Genomic DNA, 20,144 nt, shown 5'->3' with positions numbered 1-20,144 from the left:
AATTTTGAATTGTTCGTTGTTAGACAGATTTATTTTTACATATCTTATTGTAGTTTTTTTGAAAAATCAAATCTGATTCCTATTTGAAGAAGAATTCAGAAGTCAGAATTCAGGAGTCAGAATCAAGACGCTCCCGGACACGAGAAAGCGTGACGCTATCAGTCGGGGATTCAGACTCGCGACTACGAAAGTTGACCACAAAACAAGAAAATTTGGTGGGGGTGGAAAAACGCCGATTATTCATCCACCAGTCGTAGAGAATTCATTCTGAATTCTGACGACTGGCACCTTTATTCTGTTCGATAAATATATTGTTTATTTTGCTATGGATAACAATCAAGGCTGCGATTATCAATAATTTTTTGGGCAATCTAAATATAGCCCTTTTTTCAGCTTAGGGAACCCATTCTTTAAGGAAAAAATCTTTGATAAGAGCCAGATCCAGCCCATCTGACACCAAAATGCATTCCTCGCACAATTTGCTGATCCGATTTCTTCTCGGCGGCACTACTCTTATTGTGAGTATTTCTGCTTATTTTAGCTATCAAGCTGCTCGGAAAATAACGCTAGAAGAGTTGAGAGGAAGAGCTTTTTTAGAAGTACGAAGAGGGGTTGATGAAATTGAGGAATGGTTGCATGTTCGCAAAGTGGAGGTGCAAACCCTTGCTCATACTTCAACTGTACGCTCCTTAGACTGGTCTGTGGCAAAACCCTATTTAAAGTCAGAAGTTGACCGGATCAATGAATTTTTCGTTTTTCAAATAGCTACCCCGGATGGTTCGTATTTTAATACTATGGTTGGTCAGTCAAATAAGAATATTAAGGATCGAGACTACTTTCAAAAAGCACTAGCCGGAAAAAGCAACATTTCTGATCCCTTCATCAGCCGTTCCACAGGCATTCATTTAATTGCGATCGCCACCCCCATTTGGTCAGATTCTTCTCAGAGTCCTTCACCAATTGGTGTCTTCAACGGTAACGTTAAGGTCGATCACATTGTTGAAGTTGTCAACTCGCTGCGCTATGGCAAAAACAGCTATGCATTTGCTCTGAATTCCCAAGGAGAAGCGATCGTCCATCCCAACTCAACTTTAATGTCAACGGTGGAAAAACCTGCACCTAGCCTGCTGAAAATTGCCGATCGCAATTTAAATGCGATCGCGCAACGAATGGTAAATAAACAACAGGGAATTCAGTTAATGGAAATTGACGGCACTAAAAAGTATGTTGCCTATGTGCCGTTGCAAGAAGCTAATTGGTCTGTAGCTCTGGTGATTCCGCGCCAAAATATTGAATCTCGACTGCAATTCCTCGATTTTATCGCTTTAATTCTGGGCGGACTAACAGTGACGATGATCACTGTCTTGTTAAAGGTGCAAGGGTTTGAACAGGCTCAACTGAAAAATTCCAAAGCAGCTGCTGATACCGCAAACCATGCTAAAAGCGAATTTTTAGCCAACATGAGCCATGAACTGCGAACGCCCTTGAATGGTATTTTAGGTTGCGCTCAAATTTTGCAGCGTTCCCAAGGTTTGCCAGAGCCACAGCAATATCATGTAAACATCATTGAACAGTGTGGCTCTCATCTACTGACTTTAATCAATGACATTTTGGATCTTTCTAAAATTGAATCGCAAAAACTGGAACTGCATCCTCATGATCTGCATTTCCCATCTTTTTTACAGGGGATCGGGGAAATTTGCCAGATTCGGGCAGAACAAAAGGGCATTTGGTTTGTGTATGAATCTGCGATCAACTTGCCGACTGGGGTTAATCTCGATGTCAAAAGATTACGTCAAGTTCTCTTGAATCTGCTGGGGAACGCGATCAAATTTACGGATCGGGGTAAAGTTACTTTCAAGGTTGAGGTAATCGATCAACTTCCTGCTGATGGGCAAACTGTGAAATATCGGATTCGCTTTAGTGTAGAAGATACGGGAATTGGGATAAATCCAAGCGAATTGGACAAGATTTTTTTGGCATTTGAACAAGTAGGTGAGAAAAAGCGTCAGACCGAAGGGACGGGACTGGGTTTAGCTATTACTCGGCAGTTGGTGCAGATCATGGGTAGCGATATCTATGTTAAGAGTCAGATCGGTCAGGGTAGCACTTTCTGGTTTGAAATGGCGATCGCCGAAGCGAGTGAATGGGTGCAGTCTGTTATGGCTGTATCAAAGAGACAAATCATTGGCTTTGAAGGTAGCCCGCGCACGATCCTAATAGTGGACGATCGCTGGGAGAATCGCACAGTAATTACAAACTTACTGCAACCACTGGGTTTTAATATGGTTGAAGCCACCAACGGTCAAGAAGGTTTAGAAAAAGCGATCGCCCTGAAACCAGACCTGATAATTACAGATTTGTTTATGCCAGAAATGGATGGGTTTGAATTGATTCAACACCTGCGTCATACCCCAGATATCGCAGATGTCAAGATTATCGTCTCTTCCGCTAGTGTCTTTGAAACTGACCAAAATCGCAGTCTGGAAGCAGGAGGTGACACCTTTTTAAACAAACCTGTACAAGCAGATGAATTACTGCATCAATTAGAGTTCCATTTAGGTTTGGCATGGATTTACCAGCAGTCTCAGTCTGAGGAACAAACAATCAATTCGGCTACAACAGGTGATAGCCCATCAGATAAATTGACTCCTCCTTCCCCCGATGTATTGCGGGAGCTGCTGACCTTAGCCAGTAAAGGTAACTTCAATGCCATCCTCAAATTAGCCGATCAACTAGAGGAAACAGACATAAACCTCGCTCCTTTTGCTAACCAATTGCGGCAACTAGCGAGGCAGTTTGACGAAGATTTAATCCTCAACTTCTTGACTCAATATGAGTTAAAAACAGCATGACAGAGACAATAGGCAACCAAAAAAATTCCCGGAATCGCGATCCTGCCAGAGGAATTGTTTTAGTCGTTGACGATAACCCTGCCAACTTAGAAGTTTTATCGAGCTTCTTGGATCAGTCTAGCTTTGAAGTTTGGGCGACTCGTAGTGGTGAAAAAGCCATTCAAAAATTAGACAACGATCATTTACCTGATTTAATTTTGCTTGATGTGATGATGCCAGTCATGGATGGGTTTGAAACTTGTAAACACCTAAAAAGCGATCCTCGTACCCAAGATATTCCAATCATTTTTATGACTGCTCTTTCAGATACTGCTGATAAAATTAAAGGATTACAATTGGGAGCCGTAGACTACATTACCAAACCTTTCCACTATGAAGAGGTCTTGGTGCGAATAGAGCAGCAACTGAAGCTGAAAAATTTGACGAAAACCTTGATTGCCAAAAACACCGAATTACAAGAGGCTCAAACTCAACTGATCCAAGCAGAAAAGGTAGCAGCATTGGGCCGTCTGACAGCAGGAATTGCCCATGAGGTAAATAATCCGATCAATTTTATAGCTGGCAACTTAAATTTTGTAGAACAGTATGTTCAGGAGGTTCTTGATTTACTCAAGCTATATCAAAAGTATCTACCTGACCCACCTATTGAAATTCAAAATGCTATTAAAACAAAAGATATCGGCTTTTTGTTACATGATTTATCTAAAATTATTCAATCCATGCAAATTGGTACAGATCGCGTTATAGAAATTGTGTCATCGTTGAATAACTTTTCTCGCCACAGAGAAGCAGGGAAGAAATTGGCTAACCTACATGAAGGTCTAGAAAGCACGCTACTCATTCTCGGTCATCGACTCAAAGCAAATGCTCATCGTCCGACAATCCAACAAATCAAAGAATATGGAGAATTGCCACCTATTGAATGCTATCCAAGCGAAATAAATCAGGTCTTTATGAATTTGATTTGCAATGCGCTCGATGCAATTGAAGAAATCCAAAAAAATCAAAACTTTGAGGAAAATTCCCAATATACTGGTGTGATTCGGATTCAAACTGAGTCAATTAAAGAAGGAGTTATTCTCCGAATTGCAGACAATGGCTCAGGAATCAACGAAGCAGACCAGACAAAAATATTCGATGCTTTCTACACCACAAAAACTATCGGCAAAGGAACAGGGCTAGGTTTATCTATTGCTTATCAAATTATAGTTAACAATCATCGCGGCAAGCTAAGTTGCCATTCAACACAAGGTAAAGGCACAGAGTTTGTGATTGAATTACCTATCCGATAAATTAGAAATTTAATTTGATTTAGAATCAACTTTGACTTGTCCTAACACTATGTCCTAAATTAAAGACAGCTATCTACCGTTTGGATGGAAATGACTGAGCAACGTGATGCTGACTCACCGTCAACTGATTCTCCCCAATTGAGTGAACCGACTGATGGAGCAACTAGCAAGTCGGTGGATAATTCCTGGACAAACCGCATTGGTGGTCTCTGGAACAATGCAACAACACGTTTAACGCAACTCCTACCCGTAGAACAACTGGCACAGACAGTTGTTGAATGGTTTAGTGTGAGCGAAACTCAGGTTACAGAGATTTTAGAGAAAATCCGAGCCGAACTGCCAACCACAGAAGCGGTACTGATTGGTAAACCTCAAGCCGGAAAAAGTTCTATTGTCCGGGGATTGACGGGAGTTTCTGCCGAGATTGTCGGCCAGGGATTTCGTCCCCACACGCAACACACCCAACGCTACGCCTATCCTTCCAATGACCTGCCGTTACTGATTTTTACTGATACAGTCGGGCTAGGGGATGTTAAAAAAGACACACAATTCATCATTCAGGAGTTAGTTGGAGATTTACAACAGGAAACTCGTTCCGCCAGAATCCTGCTTCTGACAGTTAAAATCAATGATTTTGCAACTGATACGCTACGACAAATTGCTCAACAATTGCGCCAGCAGTATCCAAATGTTCCCTGTCTGCTGGTAGTTACCTGCTTACATGAGGTTTATCCTGCCGATACCGGCGATCATCCCGCCTATCCGCCAGATTATCAGGAAGTCAACCGCGCATTTGCCGCAATGCAACAAGCCTTCACAGGAATAACTAACCACTCTGTACTAATTGACTTTACCTTAGAAGAAGATGGCTACACTCCGGTATTTTACGGCTTAGAAGCACTACGAGATTCTTTAGCAGAACTACTCCCACAAGCAGAAGCCCAGGCGATTTATCAGCTATTGGATCAAGAAGAAGCTGCCAAGGAAATTGGCAACCTTTACCGGGATGCTGCACGCCGTTATATTTTGCCATTTGCGATTATGTCTGCCACCCTCGCGGCTGTACCTCTGCCATTTACTACAATGCCCGTACTTACTGCCTTGCAAGTATCAATGGTGGGTCTGTTGGGTAAATTATATGGGCAGACACTTACTCCATCTCAGGCGGGAGGCATTGTGAGTACGATCGCCGGTGGTTTTTTAGCACAGGCGATCGCACGAGAGTTAATTAAATTTATACCAGGTTTTGGCAGTGCGATCGCCGCCTCTTGGGCAGCCGCCTATACCTGGGCACTAGGAGAAGCAGCCTGCGTTTACTTTGGTGATTTAATGGGAGGTAAGAAACCCGATCCCCAGAAAATTCAATTGGTGATGCAAGAAGCATTTCAAGTGGCGCAAAAACGGTTTAAGGGAATCAAACGTTAAGATTCAAGAATCTCGTACAGAATTCATACTGACTCCTGACTCCTGAACGCCAGTTGCTGCACTTGGGGAAATCCCAAGACCGCACTGGCTCCTCCTGAATTCTTCTGATAAAAAAGCATGAGTGGCAAATTAATTGTATTTGAAGGGGTAGAAGGCTGTGGTAAAACCAGCCAAATGCAGCTTTGTTTTAAGTGGTTGGAAAGTCTGGGTGTTTCTGTGGTTGTAACTCGTGAACCAGGAGGAACAGAGTTAGGCTTACATCTTCGCCGCTTGCTACTAGAAAAGGCAGAGGATAAACCAGTTGCAGAAGTGACAGAACTTTTGTTGTATGCTGCTGACCGATCGCAACACGTTGAACAAGAACTCAAACCAAATCTCGCAACAGGGAAATATATTTTATGCGATCGCTACACCGACTCTACCATTGCCTACCAAGGATATGGTCGGGGTCTTAACATGAGTTTAATCAATCAGCTTAACTATATTGCTACTGGTGGCTTAGAGAGTGACCTAACTATTTGGCTAGATGTCGATGTCGAGGTGGGACTCTCCCGCAAACTCTTAGGCAAAGTAGGACTAGACCGGATTGAACAGGAGACAATCGCTTTTCATCGGCGCGTTCAACAAGGATATGCACATTTAGCAACATCCTATCCTTCACGAATTGTTCGGGTAGATGGCAGCTTAAGTAAAGAAGCTGTACAAGAGGCAATTCAAGGAATTTTGTGCCTACAACTGCATTTGGGGAACGAACCGCGAAGGCGCGAAGTGCGCGAAGGAAGAGTTAAGAAGAAGAAGAGAGAATAATGCGTTTGATGCCTTGTTTAAGGATAGGGACGTTAAAGTTGATGAGAAGGGCAAGGGGGTGTTTGGTCATTTTGAGGTAGGAGATTACTTGAGCTTCGTGGATAGGAGCTAGGTTTTGAACGGCTTTTAATTCAACAACTACAACATCGCCAACGAGAAAATCTAATTGTCCTTCGCCAACGGGATGTCCTTTATATTCCACTACCACTGGATGCTTAGACTTATGAGGTATCCCACGCATTAGAAATTCTAGTTTCAGTGCCTTGTGATACACCTCCTCCAAAAACCCTGGTCCCAACACCCTATGTACCTCAATCGCTGCGCCAATCACAGCATACGCTAGCTGCTCCAGTTCATCACCGAGCTGCCTCATCCTTCTTTCGTCTTCCTTCTCTTCGAGACGCTCCGCGAACGTGTACTTCGCGCCTTCGCGGTTCGTTTCCATCAATCCCTCTCCAACCCTGTGGCAAAATTTATTAAAGTCCTTCCTTAGTTTGCCCCGCATGACCGCAACCATTCCCAATCTCCCCAGTCTCTACGACCCCTTTTCCACTGAAGCCAAGTGGCAAAAATTCTGGGAAGACAACCAAGTTTACAAAGCTGACCCCAACAAAGGCGGCGAACCCTACTGCATCGTCATTCCGCCGCCGAATGTCACCGGCAGCTTACACATGGGTCACGCTTTTGAAAGTGCGTTGATTGATACCCTCGTGCGCTACCACCGGATGCAGGGGCGCAATACCCTGTGGCTACCCGGAACTGACCACGCCAGCATCGCTGTGCATACTATGCTGGAAAGGCAACTCAAGACAGAGGGTAAGACTCGCTACGAGTTGGGGCGCGAAAAATTTTTAGAACGTGCTTGGCAATGGAAGGCGGAGTCTGAGGGAACAATTCTGAATCAGCTACGACGCTTGGGTGTCTCGGTGGACTGGTCACGGGAAAGGTTTACCCTGGATGAGGGTTTATCTAAAGCTGTTGTCGAGGCGTTTACTCAGCTTTACGAGGAAGGCTTAATTTATCGTGGTGAATATTTAGTTAACTGGTGTCCAGCTTCTCAGTCGGCTGTGTCTGATGTGGAAGTGGAAAATCAAGAGGTTAATGGGAATCTCTGGCACTTCCGCTATCCCCTCACCGATGGTTCCGGTTATGTAGAGGTGGCGACAACTAGACCAGAAACGATGCTGGGCGATACGGCAGTGGCAGTCAATCCCAATGACGATCGCTACAAACATCTCATTGGTAAAACTTTAACTCTGCCCATTCTACAACGAGAAATTCCAATTATTGGCGATGAATTTGTTGATCCCACCTTCGGTACGGGTTGCGTGAAAGTAACTCCCGCCCATGACCCGAATGATTTTGAGATGGGTAAGCGTCACAATCTGCCGTTCATCAACATTATGAATAAAGACGGCACTCTCAACGCCAATGCCGGGGAGTTTCAAGGACAAGACCGCTTTGTTGCGAGAAAGAATGTGGTTTCTCGCCTAGAGGCAGATGGCTTTCTGGTGAAGATAGAAGATTATAAACATACGGTTCCCTACAGCGATCGCGGTAAAGTACCTATTGAACCTCTCCTCTCAACTCAATGGTTTGTCAAAATTCGCCCCCTAGCTGACAAAAGTCTCGAATTCCTCGACCAGCAAACTTCTCCAGAGTTTGTCCCCCAACGCTGGACAAAGGTCTATCGTGATTGGCTAGTAAAACTCAAAGATTGGTGTATCTCTCGCCAATTATGGTGGGGACACCAAATTCCGGCTTGGTACGCTGTGAGTGAAACGGCTGGGCAAATTACCGACTACACGCCGTTTGTGGTGGCGAAATCGGAAACTGAAGCTTGGGAGAAAGCTAAAGCGCTATTTGGTGAAAATGTCAACTTAGAACAAGACCCAGATGTATTAGATACTTGGTTTTCTTCTGGACTTTGGCCATTTTCGACTTTGGGCTGGCCAGAACAAACTCAGGATTTAGCAACTTATTACCCGACTACCACTTTGGTGACAGGCTTTGATATCATCTTTTTCTGGGTAGCCAGAATGACAATGATGGCTGGGCATTTGACGGGACAAATGCCTTTTCAAACAGTTTACATCCACGGCTTGGTGCTGGATGAAAAAGGTCAGAAGATGTCTAAGACCAAAGGTAATGGCATTGACCCGTTGTTATTAATTGACAAATATGGTACTGATGCTCTACGGTATACCCTAATTAGGGAAGTGGCTGGTGCGGGTCAAGATATCAGGTTGGAGTACGATCGCAAAAAGGATGAATCGGCATCGGTAGAGGCGTCTCGCAATTTTACTAACAAGTTGTGGAATGCTGCCCGGTTTGTGATGATGAATTTGGATGGACAGACACCGCAACAATTGGGAAACCCAGTAGCTATAGAATTGAGCGATCGCTGGATTCTCTCGCGCTATCATCAAGTTGTCAAACAAACCACCAATTACATCGATAATTACGGTTTAGGGGAAGCAGCTAAGGGACTGTACGAGTTTATTTGGGGCGATTTCTGCGATCAGTATATTGAACTGGTGAAATCTCGCCTTCAGCAAGATGCAGATCCCACGTCGCGACGGATAGCAGAGCAAACCCTCGCCTATGTGCTGGAAGGGATTTTGAAACTGCTTCATCCCTTTATGCCTCATATTACCGAGGAAATTTGGCAGACTCTCACCCAACAACCAGCAGATTCTCGGCAAACTTTACCATTACAAATCTATCCCCAGGTAGATGCAAACTTGATTGATTTAGTATTAGAAGAACAGTTTGAATTGTTGATTGCGACTATCCGCACAATTCGGAATTTACGTGCGGAAGCCGATATTAAACCAGGGGTAAAAGTAACAGCGAATTTGCAAACTGAAAGTGAGAAGGAGCGGGAAATCCTCACTGCTGGACAGTCTTATATTAAAGATTTGGCTAAGGTTGAGACTTTAAGCATTACTGACAAGCAAGAAAACCAAACTGTTCCTGCTAAAAAATCTCAGAGTGGTTTAAAGACAATTGGCTTAATTATTGTGGCGATTATCTTTGGTAGGTTGGGTTTAGCTGTGGGGTATGCCATTGATGACACTCCCATCGTCGGAACTTTTTTTGAACTAGTTGGTTTTAGTTACACAGCTTGGTTTGTTAGCCAAAATTTACTAACTGCTGAAGCGAGACTTAGGTTATGGAGACAGTTTTTCACGCAGAGAGAATTAGAACAATCAAAAGAAACAGAAAATGCGATGCCTGACGGCAAGCCGCAAAACGTCTACGCTGGTGTGATTGGTACAATACAAGTGCTAATTCCTCTGAGCGGCGTAGTAGATATTGAAATTGTGCGTGCCAAACTAGAGAAAAGCTTGAGCAAAGCTGAAGCGGAAGTTCAATCCCTGAGTACCAGATTAAACAATCCTAGTTTTGTCGATAGAGCTAGAGCCGACGTGGTACAGGGAGCGCGGGACGCTTTAGCAGAAGCAGAGAAACAAGCAGAAATTTTGCGCGCACGCCTTCAGGCGTTGCTGTAGGCATCGCCTGCGTGGCTTAGGATAACTGTAATGGGGAATGGGAGTGTCAATAATTCCCAATTACCCATTACCAATTAACAAGATCCAAGTATCAATTGTGGCACTTATTTTTTTATTAAATGTTTTTGAATTTTGAATTTTGAATTTTGAATTGGAGCGAAGCGACCCTCATGCGATATCTAGCCCAGGTGCGTAAAAACGATTTTTTAGACCAGCACCAGTTACGCTTGTTGGCGCGTCAAGAAGCTGATAACTTGTGGGCGATAATTCCTGAAGAAGCTTTCATTCTGCTAGGAAAGGGAAAAATAATGAGTGAGAACTTGCTTGTTTTAGTGGAACTTTCCCCTACAGGCGACATTGAAATAATAGAAGATGCCACCAACTGGGTACTCCATCTGGTACAAAGTTACCTCACTATTGGCATTACGCCGGAATTTTTGCAGCAGGAAGCTGAACGAGCTGAACATTGGCGACAATCCCTGACGTTGCAAAACCAAGACTTAGCACGACGTTCCTTGGAATTGGAAGCTCGTCGTGAACAAATTCAAGCCTTAGAAGAAAGCCTCAAACGTGAAAAAAATGGTTATCCCGAAGAGGAAAGTTAAAAGTTTGCAATTGTCTTGTCTATAAGGCAATACAGTTGAGTTAAGCATTTCTTCCTTCTCTTCCAACTCTTGGAGACGCCACGCATAGCTTGCTTTTCCGTAGGAGTATGCGGTAGCCTGCGGCAAGCCCCTTTGCGTCTACGTTAAAAAAATTGACTTTTAACGACATCCCCGCCAAGACTGAATATAAAAGGACTTGAGGGTTTTAGCGACTGCCAGAGGAAGTAGCAGCCGGTTAACAACCATTCCTACACGCTTTACAGATTAGACATCTGGTGAAATTAAATATGCGTTATCTAGAACCCTTGTAGAGACGCAAAATATCGCGTCTCTACATTCTTTTTCGGAGATGTCTAATATAGAGCCTAACCAGTACTACGATGCCAATAATTGCCGAATTAACCTGGCTACAGCTTTTTGCGTGAAGCGGTTGGCAATTTGTTGACCCAAACGTTGTACATCTGAATTCACCAATAACTGGGCAATTTGGGGCGCAAGTTGCACTGGGTCAAAGCCTTGTGTTTCTCTGAGAATACCTAATATATGTTTGATATGCTCCAAGGTTTGTTGTTGCTCAACTGTCGCCGCCGGAGTTTTGTTAACAGCTGTCAATCCTACCCGTTCCCGCAATAGGGAGGTGAAGTTATGCAAAACATTTTTACCTAAAGCATCGAGTCCGTTAACAGATTCATCTACTAACTTGTCACGAATGAAAGCGCCGCGTTCAGATGACAGAAATTCTATCCCCTGATTCAGCACTAAATTAAAGTCGTAGTCTTGACTATTACGCGCATTACGTAATAAATTTTCTAAACGGTTCCAGCGAAACCTGCCATCTTTAAATAGCAAATCTTGCAATGATGCTCTTAATTGCGGTGCTGGGTCTGTTAACAGGCGTTTAGAAACGTAGGGATAAGCTTCACTAAGAACTTTAAAGTTGGGATCTATAAAGATTGCAATACCTTCGAGCGTCACGAGGGAGCGAATAATTAAGGCGTAGTAGGGCGGTACGCGGAAAGGATATTCATACATCAAAGCCGATAGTTCATCAGTGATGCTTTTAATATTAAGATCGGCAACACTGGCTCCTTCGGCATCAGCAAACACTCTCGCAAAAGCTGGGATAATTGGTGTTAAATCGGTTTCTGGTGATAAGAAATCTAACTTAACGTAGTCTTTTGCTAATCCTTCAAAGTCACGGTTAACGACGTGGACGATCGCTTCAATTAAACCATAACGCTGTGGTGGCTGAATCTCACTCATCATCCCAAAGTCGAGATAAGCCAATTTGCCGTCTGGTGTTGCTAGCAAATTACCAGGATGCGGATCAGCGTGGAAAAATCCGTGTTCTAGCAATTGGCGCAGGGAACACTGTACACCCACTTCAATTAAGTAACGAGCATTTATGCCTTGGGCTTTAATTTCTTCTGTCTGGGTTAATTTGATGCCGTTAATCCACTCCATCGTCAACACACGACGATTGGTGTATTCCCAGTAAATTTTCGGTACATATATGTCTTTTATGTGACCGTAGAGTTGGAAAAATCGCTCGGCATTTTCGCCCTCGTGGATGTAGTCCATCTCTTCAAAGATGCGATCGCCTAATTCATCAAGAATCCCAACTAAGTCACTTCTTACCCGTTTGACCTTTTTCTGCACCCAAGCGGCGAGGTTACGCAAGATATACAAGTCAATGGTGATCCCCTCTCTTAAGTCGGGGCGTTGAACTTTAACAGCGACTTCTTCACCAGTTTTTAGCTTACCTTTATACACTTGCCCCAATGAAGCCGCAGCAATTGGGTGGGCTGAGAGTTCGGCGTAAACCTCTTCTGGAGGAGCGCCTAATTCTTCTTTGATAAACTGATAAGCAATTTCGTTGGCAAAAGGTGGTAATTGGTCTTGTAGCCTAGTTAATTCTTCCAGGTATACGGGAGGAACCAGATCCGGTCTGGTGGACAAAGCTTGTCCAATTTTGATGTAAGCTGGGCCTAATTGGGTTAGCAATACTCGTAGCTGAGTGGCTCGTCGGCGATCATTTTTGACGACAATTCCCCGTTTACTATCCGACCACAACCCAAAAGCAAAGGATAGAGTCGGCCCCAACACGGCGAAAATCCGGCGTATAACTTGCAATTTTCTGTTTTGGTAATGCGCCGCTATCCCCACGGGATCGTAAAGCGTCTCCGGTTGGGCAGTTGTCCTCACTTTTTGGGCGGCTAAGAGGCTTGGCGATTGCACAACCAATCCTGGTGTACCATTTTCAGGCACTATATCAATAACGTCCAGTTCGCCTCGGCGATTTGTGCCGTTGCGGCTGTCCTCCTGAATCGGTCGGGAACTAGGGGGAAGTATCTTAACAATCATGAAGAAGACCACCAGTCAGAACGATCACATTAAGTATTGTAACAATATGTTGGGACATTGGGGATTGGTTATTTTCCCCTTGCTCCCCTACCTCTTAAAAGTCTTCAGTACCAATAGGTCTGCTAAACTAAAATTGGCATACTAGTTCAATAGTAGTTAAGTATTGCTAGTTGCTGAAAGATGATATTTATTGTCTTGTAAATTGGAAGTATTTGGCATCTGCCCTCATGGAGAATTTGGCTTGATGTTGCTTTGCCTGCGAATTGAAAACTTTGCCCTAATTGACCAACTGGAATTGGAATTTGGCGCGGGACTAAATGTGTTGACAGGTGAAACCGGCGCTGGAAAATCGATTATCTTGGATGCCATTGATGCCGCTTTGGGCGGTAAAGTCTCTAGTCGAGTCATTCGTACGGGGACAAGTCGGGCAATGGTAGAAGCGACTTTCACCTCAAACGCCCCCCTGGCGGCTTGGTTAACCGAACAAGAAATAGATTTACTTGATGAAAATTCCGTAGTCATTAGCCGAGAAATCACAGCCACTACTAGTAATATCCGCAGTCGATCGCGGGTGAATGGCGTGTTGGTAAATCGGCAAATTATGGGAGGAATGCGCGATCGCTTGGTGGAAATCACAGCCCAAGGTCAAACGGTGCAAGTGGGACAATCTGCCCAAGTCCGCGACTGGTTAGATTTATATGGTGGCGACTCCTTGATGCAGCAGCGTCATAAAGTCGCTACGAGTTTTAGTACTTACCAACAGGCGCATCTAGCACTAGAAAAACGCCGGACATCAGAACGGGAACGGTTGCAACAACTCGACTTGCTCACCTATCAAGTGCAAGAATTGGCAGCAGCCAATCTCAGCGAACCTAATGAATTGGAACAGTTGGGACAAGAACGGGAACGCCTGAATCATGTCGTCGATTTGCAACAGATGAGTTACAAAGTTTATCAGGCTTTGTATCAAAACGATAATGAAATCCCAGCCGCCGCAGATTTATTGGGAGACAGTGAGGTGACATTAAATGACATGGTAGAATATGACACCCAACTGCAACCCCTGTTGGAATTGGTGCGGGACGCGCAAGCTGCGGTAATGGAAGTGGGAAGGCAGATTAACGCTTATGGGGATAGTTTGGAAGCTGATCCCCAGAGGTTAGAAGAGGTGGAAGAAAGGATTCAGGAATTAAAGCAAATTTGTCGTAAGTATGGCCCGACACTTAGTGAAGCGATCGCTTATTACCAACGTATTCAAGAGGAATTAGCCCAACTTAACGACAGCGAACAATCTATCGAAAACTTAGAACAGCAAGAAAAAGCGTGTTTTGAGAAACTCACCCAAGCAAGTAATCACTTAACTCAGCTGCGTAGTAAGGCGGCTGCTAATTTAGAATCACGTTTGATATTTCAACTCAAGCCCCTAGCGATGGAAAAGGTGAAGTTTCAGGTTGAGATCGTGCCTGCTTCCCCAACTGCCACCGGAGCAGATAAAATTACCTTTATGTTTAGTCCCAACCCCGGAGAACCACTGCAACCTTTAACAGAAATTGCCTCTGGTGGGGAAATGAGCCGCTTTTTACTGGCGCTGAAAGCTTGTTTTTCTCAGGTTGATGTGGCTGGGACAATGGTATTTGACGAAATTGATGTCGGGGTTTCGGGAAGAGTAGCCCAAGCGATCGCGGAAAAATTACACCAGCTAAGTCAACGCAACCAAGTATTATGTGTCACTCACCAGCCTTTAGTTGCGGCCATGGCCGATCGGCATTTTCGCGTAGATAAACAAACTATCAATCAAGGCAAAGGTAAAAAAGCCAATAATGATAACGCCGATCAGCGTACCGTTATTAGAGTTACTACCTTGGATAATTTAAACACTCGCCGGGAAGAATTAGCGCAGTTAGCTGGTGGTAAATCTGCAAGTGACGCCATCGCTTTTGCAGAATCTTTGTTATTGCAAGCTGCTAACCACCGTCGCGGGGAGCATACTTGAGCGAATTTTAAATTGTGGATTTTGGATTGATATGAAATCTTGATCGATGCTTTTATTATTTTTTTTCCGCCGCCTCATGGCGGCGGAAGTAGAATGAGGTAAGTTATTTACTAATTTATCGGCGTAAAGTTATTAGTACTCGCGGCCAACGGAGTATGCTAACCCATTCAGCGTCCAACTTGATTAGAAATACCTTTGCCTGTCTGCGCTGCACTCTCGCCTACATCACTAGCAGTTTTCTGAGCACCCTCTACGTACCCAGCGCCAAATTGTTTAAAGGCTTCTGCTGACTCTTTACCAATCTTTTGAAGTCGTTCACCAGGAGAACCTTTCGTTTCACGAGCTTCTTTATCCCACTCCCCTATTGTTTTCGGTCTTTGAGAATCATCTTGCTGTACCTGTTCACGAACTCTTTCACCTAAAGCTTTGTCATTCTGCCCATAACTAACATTCGTTGTCAGCATTAGAAAACCAACTAGGACAACAGTCAAAAAGCTTTTTACTTGAAGTCCTTTAAGCAGAGAACTGATGTGACTAATCGTCTTTGAAATCAAATTTTTCATGTCAATTAGCTTGTTTTTTGGAGTACAAATAAAGATTAACTATAAAAAACTAATTATCCTTCTAACAAAAGGCATATCTCTGTTATGAAAAATATTGGATGAGACTATGCCAATCATCTGGGAGCAAATCAACTAAATCATTAAAGATATGAGTGAAAAAGAATGTAGAGACGTAGCAGTCCTACGTCTCTACAAGGGTTCTCGATAACGCATATTTAATTTCACCAGATGTGGATTAACTGCAATATTTATTCACCCAGGATATTTTTCATATATTGCTTGATTTTGACATCACCTAAGGAAACACGCGCCGGGAAGAATTAGCGCAGTTAGCTGGTGGTAAATCTGCAAGTAACGCGATCGCCTTTGCGGAATCTCTGTTATTACAAGCTGCTAACCACCGTCGCGGGGAGCATACTTGACAAGTTTAGGTTGCCAATTCTGAAAGGTGGCTCTAGGGCATGGTCGTCATGAAATCCGTAACTACGTGATGTTATCTGGAATTGCGCCTCGACTTGACCCAGATTCAGTTTGGTCACACCCACTCTTTGAACCGATCTTTCACAGCTTTTTTGATAGCGTTGAACGTTGGGTCATCAAATGCTGCATCTTCTTTTGCGTCACCTCCATCGACATTATATTTGCCATACATTACGCCAGTTGGGAAATACAATCCTTCACCCGTATCGATCCCTTTACGAAGGAACAATACGTATTTTTTGCCAGGTTCTAATGGGGTATATTCATCAAACACTCGAATGTAGGATTTCCCGTTTTCTTGAACTACAGCCGCTTGTTGTCCAAGACGAATTTCTTTGAGGGTTGGATCTCTCTTAAAAACTTTGCTCACCTTAAAAGGGACTTCTGAAACAGCCGTAGCAATTCCCGGATTTAGTAATGATAATCATTATTTTACTAAACTCGTTATAGCTACAAGGGGTGAAAACAGATATCTGTGCTAGGGGCAATTCATGGATTGCCCGTACAATCAATGTTCTGGACTTCACTAATTGAAAACTCTTTTCAGCCTACAACAAAGGCGATCGCTACTATTTACAGTAGACCTCTTGCATAAATGCTTAAATTGTCATATTGAGCGAAGCGAAACAGAGTAGTGAGATTCTTCTCTCCACTGCGTTCTGCTCAGAATAACATTCCTGATTTTGGGACTTTTGCAAGAGGTCTAGTGACTAATCATCGCTAAAAAATTAAAGATAAATCTACACCGCTGATGCTTCTAGTAATGACTGAGCCAGATAACCTCCTTCAGCTTTTACACCAGGTAAAGCGAAGAAATATCCACCACCAATAGGGCGAATATACTCCTCTAAAGGTTCCCCAATCAAGCGATTTTGCACTGTCACAAACCCCTTCTCTAAATCAGCTTGAAAACAAACAAACAACAAACCCATATCTAAATGTCCAGATTTGTCAAACCCGCGTGAATAATTGAAGCCACGCCGCAGAATCAAACTCGACTCTGATTTGCGTGGATTAGCAAGGCGAATATGAGCATTGAGAGGAATTTGTTTACCTTTAGGGTCTTGATCATAATTGGGATTATCTTTCTCGTACTTCATCGCTAAAGGTGCGCCAGAGTCCTTAATGCGTCCAATAATTGTCTCTTGTTCCTGTAGTGGTGTGCGATCCCAGCGTTCGACTAAGTTGCGGATCACTCGCACCACTTGATAGCTTCCTCCTACTGTCCAAGCTGGTTCGCCATTGTTTGGCTGTACCCAGACAATCCGGTTCATCAACTTTTCGTCACTAGCATTTAGATTTGCCGTCCCATCTTTAAAACCAAGCAGGTTACGCACCGTAGATTTGCCTTGTTTTTTGTGGGTATTGGGCGGCAGAAACCCTGCTATTTGCCAACGCAAAGTTATCAAGTCAGGTAAGTTCTTAATGATGTCGCGTAAAGCGTGGAGATTCGATTCCTCAGTATTCGCACAGAATTGCAACAGTATATCCCCATGACATAAATCTGGGTCAAGCTGGTCATTGGGAAAATTGGCCATAGTATCTAACCGCTTGGGTTTCAAGTTGCTGAGTCCAAAGCGGTTATCGAACAGTGAGTTACCCACAGCTAGGGTGATTGTCAGGTTATTAGGAGCGATATCCGGGCCCATAATCCCCGAATCACTAGGTGGAAATTTGGGGTCGCGCGGCTTGGGTGTTCCCCCTGCCATGAGAAACTGGATGCGCTCAGTTAAAGTTTTGAATAACCGCACTAAATCTGCTTGATTTGCAGCACTTGTATCAAATACTACAAATAAACCCGAAGCCGGAGTAGGAGTAAGAATACCTGCTTGGTGAAGTCCAAAGAACGGCACGACCTCTTCAGACGGGTCAAGAGGCGATCCCAGAAGAGTACGATAACCCAAAGTCGTCAAAGCTGCGATTCCACCTGCTGCTGCCATGCCGATTAACAAGTCGCGACGCCCTAGCTTGGGAGTAATGCGTAAACTTGGTTGCTTTGTAATAGACATAATTTACTCCTCTAGGAATTCTTGATCAATTAGTTAACGCCCAGAGTGCCGCGCAACTGAGACAAATCTTCCGAAAGAGCAGCGATCGCTGTTTTCATGTCTTTTTTATCTGTTTCACTCACCTTGTCGTAGGTAGCAAAACCACCATCAGGGGTTTTGTATTTAGCAAGTTTTTGGTCAACTTTTGTGAAATTTGCATCCACACGCCCTAATAAATCTGGGTTGGCTTTTTGGATGACGGGGCGCAATAACTCCACAATCTTTTGCGAACCATCTACATTAGCGCTGAAGTCCCAGAGGTCAGTATGGCTGTAGCGGTCTTCTTCCCCAGAAATTTTGGTAGCAGCTACTTCTTCAATCAAGTCAGCAGCACCGCCAACCATATTTTTCGGTTCAATGGTCAAAGTGGCAATGCGCTTTTGGAGATCGAGTCCATCTTTCTGTAGCTTTTCGGCAAAAGGTTTCATGCCTTTTGTAGTTTTGTCTTGAAATAAAGCTTTCTCTATGCGATGGTATCCAGTGAATGCTGGGTCAGCCTCTTTTTTAGCAAAGTCATCAGCACGGGAATCCATAGTTTTATCGAGATCGGAGAAAAGTTCCGCTATCGGTTCTGCGCGTTCCCAGTGAACATGAGTAGAGGGATAGAGTTTCTGAGCTTTAGCAAGGTCTCCAGCAATCACGGCATCTGTAAAACTCTTGTTGTCTGCCACTAGTTGGTCAGTTTCTTTAGTGACGTAGACTTTGTATTCTGCGATCGCCCCGACTAATTGACCTTGATCTACAGTCCCTTTGGCTTGAGAATTTCCAACTCCTGCTTTTACAGTGAGTTTCCCTTTGGGATTGCTGCGTAAACCGCAAGCCATGTCATATTCACCCGGCTCTAGATTGGTTTTGAGTTTTTGAACGAAGCCAGGAGCAATATTTTCCTTTTCCTCAACGACTTTCACCCCAGACAAAATCTCCCACTCCAAAGGTTGGCTGCTTTTGTTGGTCAGCACAAAGTTGTTTTCCCCAGATGCTAGTGTCAGCTGATTGGGTTCGCAACCTTTATCTGTCACAGTCAAAGCAGTTTCCGTAGAAGTTTTAGTAAAGGTATCACTGGCTACTTTAGCTTCTTGAGAATTACTCATGGAAGTATCGCTTGGTTTTTTGGATTCACAGGCAGCTACTGTCAAGACAATTAGACAGATAATTGTTGAATACTTTAAAACATTTTTCATTGTGATATGTTCCTAAAAATTATTGAAGTAGCTAGGAATGCCTTGCTGTAGTTTTCTGTCCAGCGTTATCCCCTAAGAAGAACAGCGACATGGTAGGAATTAGATAGCCAAAATAGGCGATCGCCTCGCTGACAGTCGGGGTATCGTTATATCCAAAAAATCCCGTCAAAAGTGAACCGAGAAACCCGTTCTTAGGAAGTACCCCGCTAGCATCGAATACCACTGATTGTAGTGAATTCCACACTCCAGCTTCATGGAAAGCTCTCACCCCACTTGCTAAGAGTCCAGCAGCGACCACGATAATGAAGGCTCCTGTCCATTTAAAAAATCGCTTCAAGTTGATGCGGATACCACCCTGATAGATGCCTACACCGACGGCTATTGCGGCTGCATATCCAAACAATGCCCCCACGGGAGCTTGAATTCCCAAATTTTGCTGAAACGTGGCTAGCAAAAACACTACTGTTTCCAGACCTTCGCGCAGTACTGCAAAGAATGCCATCCCCACTAGTGCAGTACCCCATTTATCCCCCGACTGAATGGCAGTTTCAATTTGAGACTGTAACTCGCCTTTAATCGAACGAGCAGCACGGCGCATCCAGAAAACCATCCAGGTGAGAACCCCAACTGCGACGATGGAAATTACCGCTTCAAATAGTTCCTGTTCTTTCTGCGGAAACTCCTGACTGGTTATTTGCAAAATAATTCCAGCGCCTAGACAAAGAAAAGTCGCTAAAGCGATACCAATCCAAACTGACTTCATCAAATGGGTACGTCCAGTTTGCTTGAGATAACTGGCAATGATCCCCACGACAAGTGCAGCTTCAACGCCCTCTCGGAACATGATCAAGAAGGGAAAAAGCATGGATAACCTTATTAATTATAATTACTATCAAATCATCATGAGAATAATAACTTACTTGAGAAACTTTGTATATAACTACGAGTGAAAAAATATCTAAAATTCTGGAAGAATAAATTTTCTGTCATAAAAGCAAGCTACGCCTTGGTCTCTC

At 43.8% G+C, this 20,144-nt stretch carries 14 protein-coding genes; 7 read left to right on the top strand and 7 right to left on the bottom strand.

Annotated elements, in window-relative coordinates:
* Positions 1 to 461: 461 nt before the first annotated feature.
* The 4 genes from PUQ00_RS11965 to tmk all read left to right on the top strand — a co-directional run bounded on the left by PUQ00_RS11965 (position 462) and on the right by tmk (position 6,379).
* On the top strand, positions 462 to 2,855 hold the full coding sequence (locus PUQ00_RS11965) for a hybrid sensor histidine kinase/response regulator (protein ID WP_300416371.1): 2,394 nt from the start codon (positions 462 to 464) through the stop codon (positions 2,853 to 2,855).
* Positions 2,852 to 4,147 carry a response regulator gene (locus PUQ00_RS11960; RefSeq protein ID WP_300416369.1) on the top strand — a complete coding sequence of 432 codons (1,296 nt, stop codon included), beginning with the start codon at positions 2,852 to 2,854 and terminating at the stop codon, positions 4,145 to 4,147. Before PUQ00_RS11965 ends, PUQ00_RS11960 begins: the two co-directional genes overlap by 4 nt.
* Positions 4,148 to 4,237: 90 nt before the next feature.
* Positions 4,238 to 5,572 (top strand): 50S ribosome-binding GTPase, encoded by a 1,335-nt coding sequence (locus PUQ00_RS11955; protein ID WP_300416367.1) that lies wholly within the window; start codon positions 4,238 to 4,240, stop codon positions 5,570 to 5,572.
* 117 nt (positions 5,573 to 5,689) lie between these two features.
* Complete coding sequence (gene tmk / locus PUQ00_RS11950) at positions 5,690 to 6,379, top strand: dTMP kinase (RefSeq protein WP_300416365.1); 690 nt, start codon at positions 5,690 to 5,692, stop codon at positions 6,377 to 6,379.
* Here tmk and PUQ00_RS11945 read toward each other — a convergent pair.
* Positions 6,357 to 6,752: a GxxExxY protein gene (locus PUQ00_RS11945; RefSeq protein WP_300416406.1), complete on the bottom strand. Its 396-nt coding sequence runs from the start codon at positions 6,750 to 6,752 to the stop codon at positions 6,357 to 6,359. The genes tmk and PUQ00_RS11945 overlap by 23 nt on opposite strands.
* Positions 6,753 to 6,882: 130 nt before the next feature.
* On the opposite strand from PUQ00_RS11945, the gene PUQ00_RS11940 reads away from it, so the two are divergent.
* Together PUQ00_RS11940 and PUQ00_RS11935 are read left to right on the top strand one after the other, a co-directional pair.
* Positions 6,883 to 9,894, top strand: coding sequence for a valine--tRNA ligase (locus PUQ00_RS11940; RefSeq protein WP_300416363.1), 3,012 nt, complete (start codon positions 6,883 to 6,885; stop codon positions 9,892 to 9,894).
* A 170-nt stretch (positions 9,895 to 10,064) separates the two neighbouring features.
* The gene (locus tag PUQ00_RS11935; RefSeq protein WP_300416361.1) at positions 10,065 to 10,499 is read left to right on the top strand and encodes a hypothetical protein; all 435 of its coding nucleotides are present in this window, start codon (positions 10,065 to 10,067) and stop codon (positions 10,497 to 10,499) included.
* Between the two features lie 375 nt (positions 10,500 to 10,874).
* Here the strand turns inward: PUQ00_RS11935 and PUQ00_RS11930 are convergent, their stop codons facing one another.
* Positions 10,875 to 12,863 (bottom strand): AarF/ABC1/UbiB kinase family protein, encoded by a 1,989-nt coding sequence (locus PUQ00_RS11930; protein WP_300416359.1) that lies wholly within the window; start codon positions 12,861 to 12,863, stop codon positions 10,875 to 10,877.
* A 244-nt stretch (positions 12,864 to 13,107) separates the two neighbouring features.
* On the opposite strand from PUQ00_RS11930, the gene recN reads away from it, so the two are divergent.
* Positions 13,108 to 14,856, top strand: a complete 1,749-nt coding sequence (gene recN / locus PUQ00_RS11925; protein ID WP_300416357.1) for a DNA repair protein RecN — start codon at positions 13,108 to 13,110, stop codon at positions 14,854 to 14,856.
* Positions 14,857 to 15,023: 167 nt separating this feature from the next.
* Here the strand turns inward: recN and PUQ00_RS11920 are convergent, their stop codons facing one another.
* The 5 genes from PUQ00_RS11920 to efeU all read right to left on the bottom strand — a co-directional run bounded on the left by PUQ00_RS11920 (position 15,024) and on the right by efeU (position 19,993).
* Positions 15,024 to 15,419, bottom strand: coding sequence for a hypothetical protein (locus PUQ00_RS11920; protein ID WP_300416355.1), 396 nt, complete (start codon positions 15,417 to 15,419; stop codon positions 15,024 to 15,026).
* A 535-nt stretch (positions 15,420 to 15,954) separates the two neighbouring features.
* Positions 15,955 to 16,269: a hypothetical protein gene (locus PUQ00_RS11915; RefSeq protein ID WP_300416353.1), complete on the bottom strand. Its 315-nt coding sequence runs from the start codon at positions 16,267 to 16,269 to the stop codon at positions 15,955 to 15,957.
* A 370-nt stretch (positions 16,270 to 16,639) separates the two neighbouring features.
* Positions 16,640 to 17,908, bottom strand: a complete 1,269-nt coding sequence (gene efeB, locus PUQ00_RS11910) for an iron uptake transporter deferrochelatase/peroxidase subunit (protein WP_300416351.1) — start codon at positions 17,906 to 17,908, stop codon at positions 16,640 to 16,642.
* Between the two features lie 29 nt (positions 17,909 to 17,937).
* On the bottom strand, positions 17,938 to 19,128 hold the full coding sequence (gene efeO, locus PUQ00_RS11905; protein WP_300416349.1) for an iron uptake system protein EfeO: 1,191 nt from the start codon (positions 19,126 to 19,128) through the stop codon (positions 17,938 to 17,940).
* A gap of 31 nt (positions 19,129 to 19,159) precedes the next feature.
* Positions 19,160 to 19,993: an iron uptake transporter permease EfeU gene (gene efeU / locus PUQ00_RS11900; RefSeq protein ID WP_300416347.1), complete on the bottom strand. Its 834-nt coding sequence runs from the start codon at positions 19,991 to 19,993 to the stop codon at positions 19,160 to 19,162.
* Positions 19,994 to 20,144 lie beyond the last annotated feature (151 nt).

Source organism: Nostoc sp. S13, assembly GCF_029379315.1.
In the GTDB taxonomy this organism is placed as follows: Bacteria; Cyanobacteriota; Cyanobacteriia; order Cyanobacteriales; family Nostocaceae; genus Nostoc.
This window is presented reverse-complemented; position numbering and strand designations above follow the sequence as displayed.

Coding starts and splice junctions, on each gene's coding strand:
- PUQ00_RS11965 (WP_300416371.1), top strand. CDS start 462: ATGCATTCCTCGCACAATTTGCTGATCCGATTTCTTCTCGGCGGCACT.
- PUQ00_RS11960 (WP_300416369.1), top strand. CDS start 2,852: ATGACAGAGACAATAGGCAACCAAAAAAATTCCCGGAATCGCGATCCT.
- PUQ00_RS11955 (WP_300416367.1), top strand. CDS start 4,238: ATGACTGAGCAACGTGATGCTGACTCACCGTCAACTGATTCTCCCCAA.
- tmk (WP_300416365.1), top strand. CDS start 5,690: ATGAGTGGCAAATTAATTGTATTTGAAGGGGTAGAAGGCTGTGGTAAA.
- PUQ00_RS11945 (WP_300416406.1), bottom strand. CDS start 6,752: ATGAGGCAGCTCGGTGATGAACTGGAGCAGCTAGCGTATGCTGTGATT.
- PUQ00_RS11940 (WP_300416363.1), top strand. CDS start 6,883: ATGACCGCAACCATTCCCAATCTCCCCAGTCTCTACGACCCCTTTTCC.
- PUQ00_RS11935 (WP_300416361.1), top strand. CDS start 10,065: ATGCGATATCTAGCCCAGGTGCGTAAAAACGATTTTTTAGACCAGCAC.
- PUQ00_RS11930 (WP_300416359.1), bottom strand. CDS start 12,863: ATGATTGTTAAGATACTTCCCCCTAGTTCCCGACCGATTCAGGAGGAC.
- recN (WP_300416357.1), top strand. CDS start 13,108: ATGTTGCTTTGCCTGCGAATTGAAAACTTTGCCCTAATTGACCAACTG.
- PUQ00_RS11920 (WP_300416355.1), bottom strand. CDS start 15,419: ATGAAAAATTTGATTTCAAAGACGATTAGTCACATCAGTTCTCTGCTT.
- efeB (WP_300416351.1), bottom strand. CDS start 17,908: ATGTCTATTACAAAGCAACCAAGTTTACGCATTACTCCCAAGCTAGGG.
- efeO (WP_300416349.1), bottom strand. CDS start 19,128: ATGAAAAATGTTTTAAAGTATTCAACAATTATCTGTCTAATTGTCTTG.
- efeU (WP_300416347.1), bottom strand. CDS start 19,993: ATGCTTTTTCCCTTCTTGATCATGTTCCGAGAGGGCGTTGAAGCTGCA.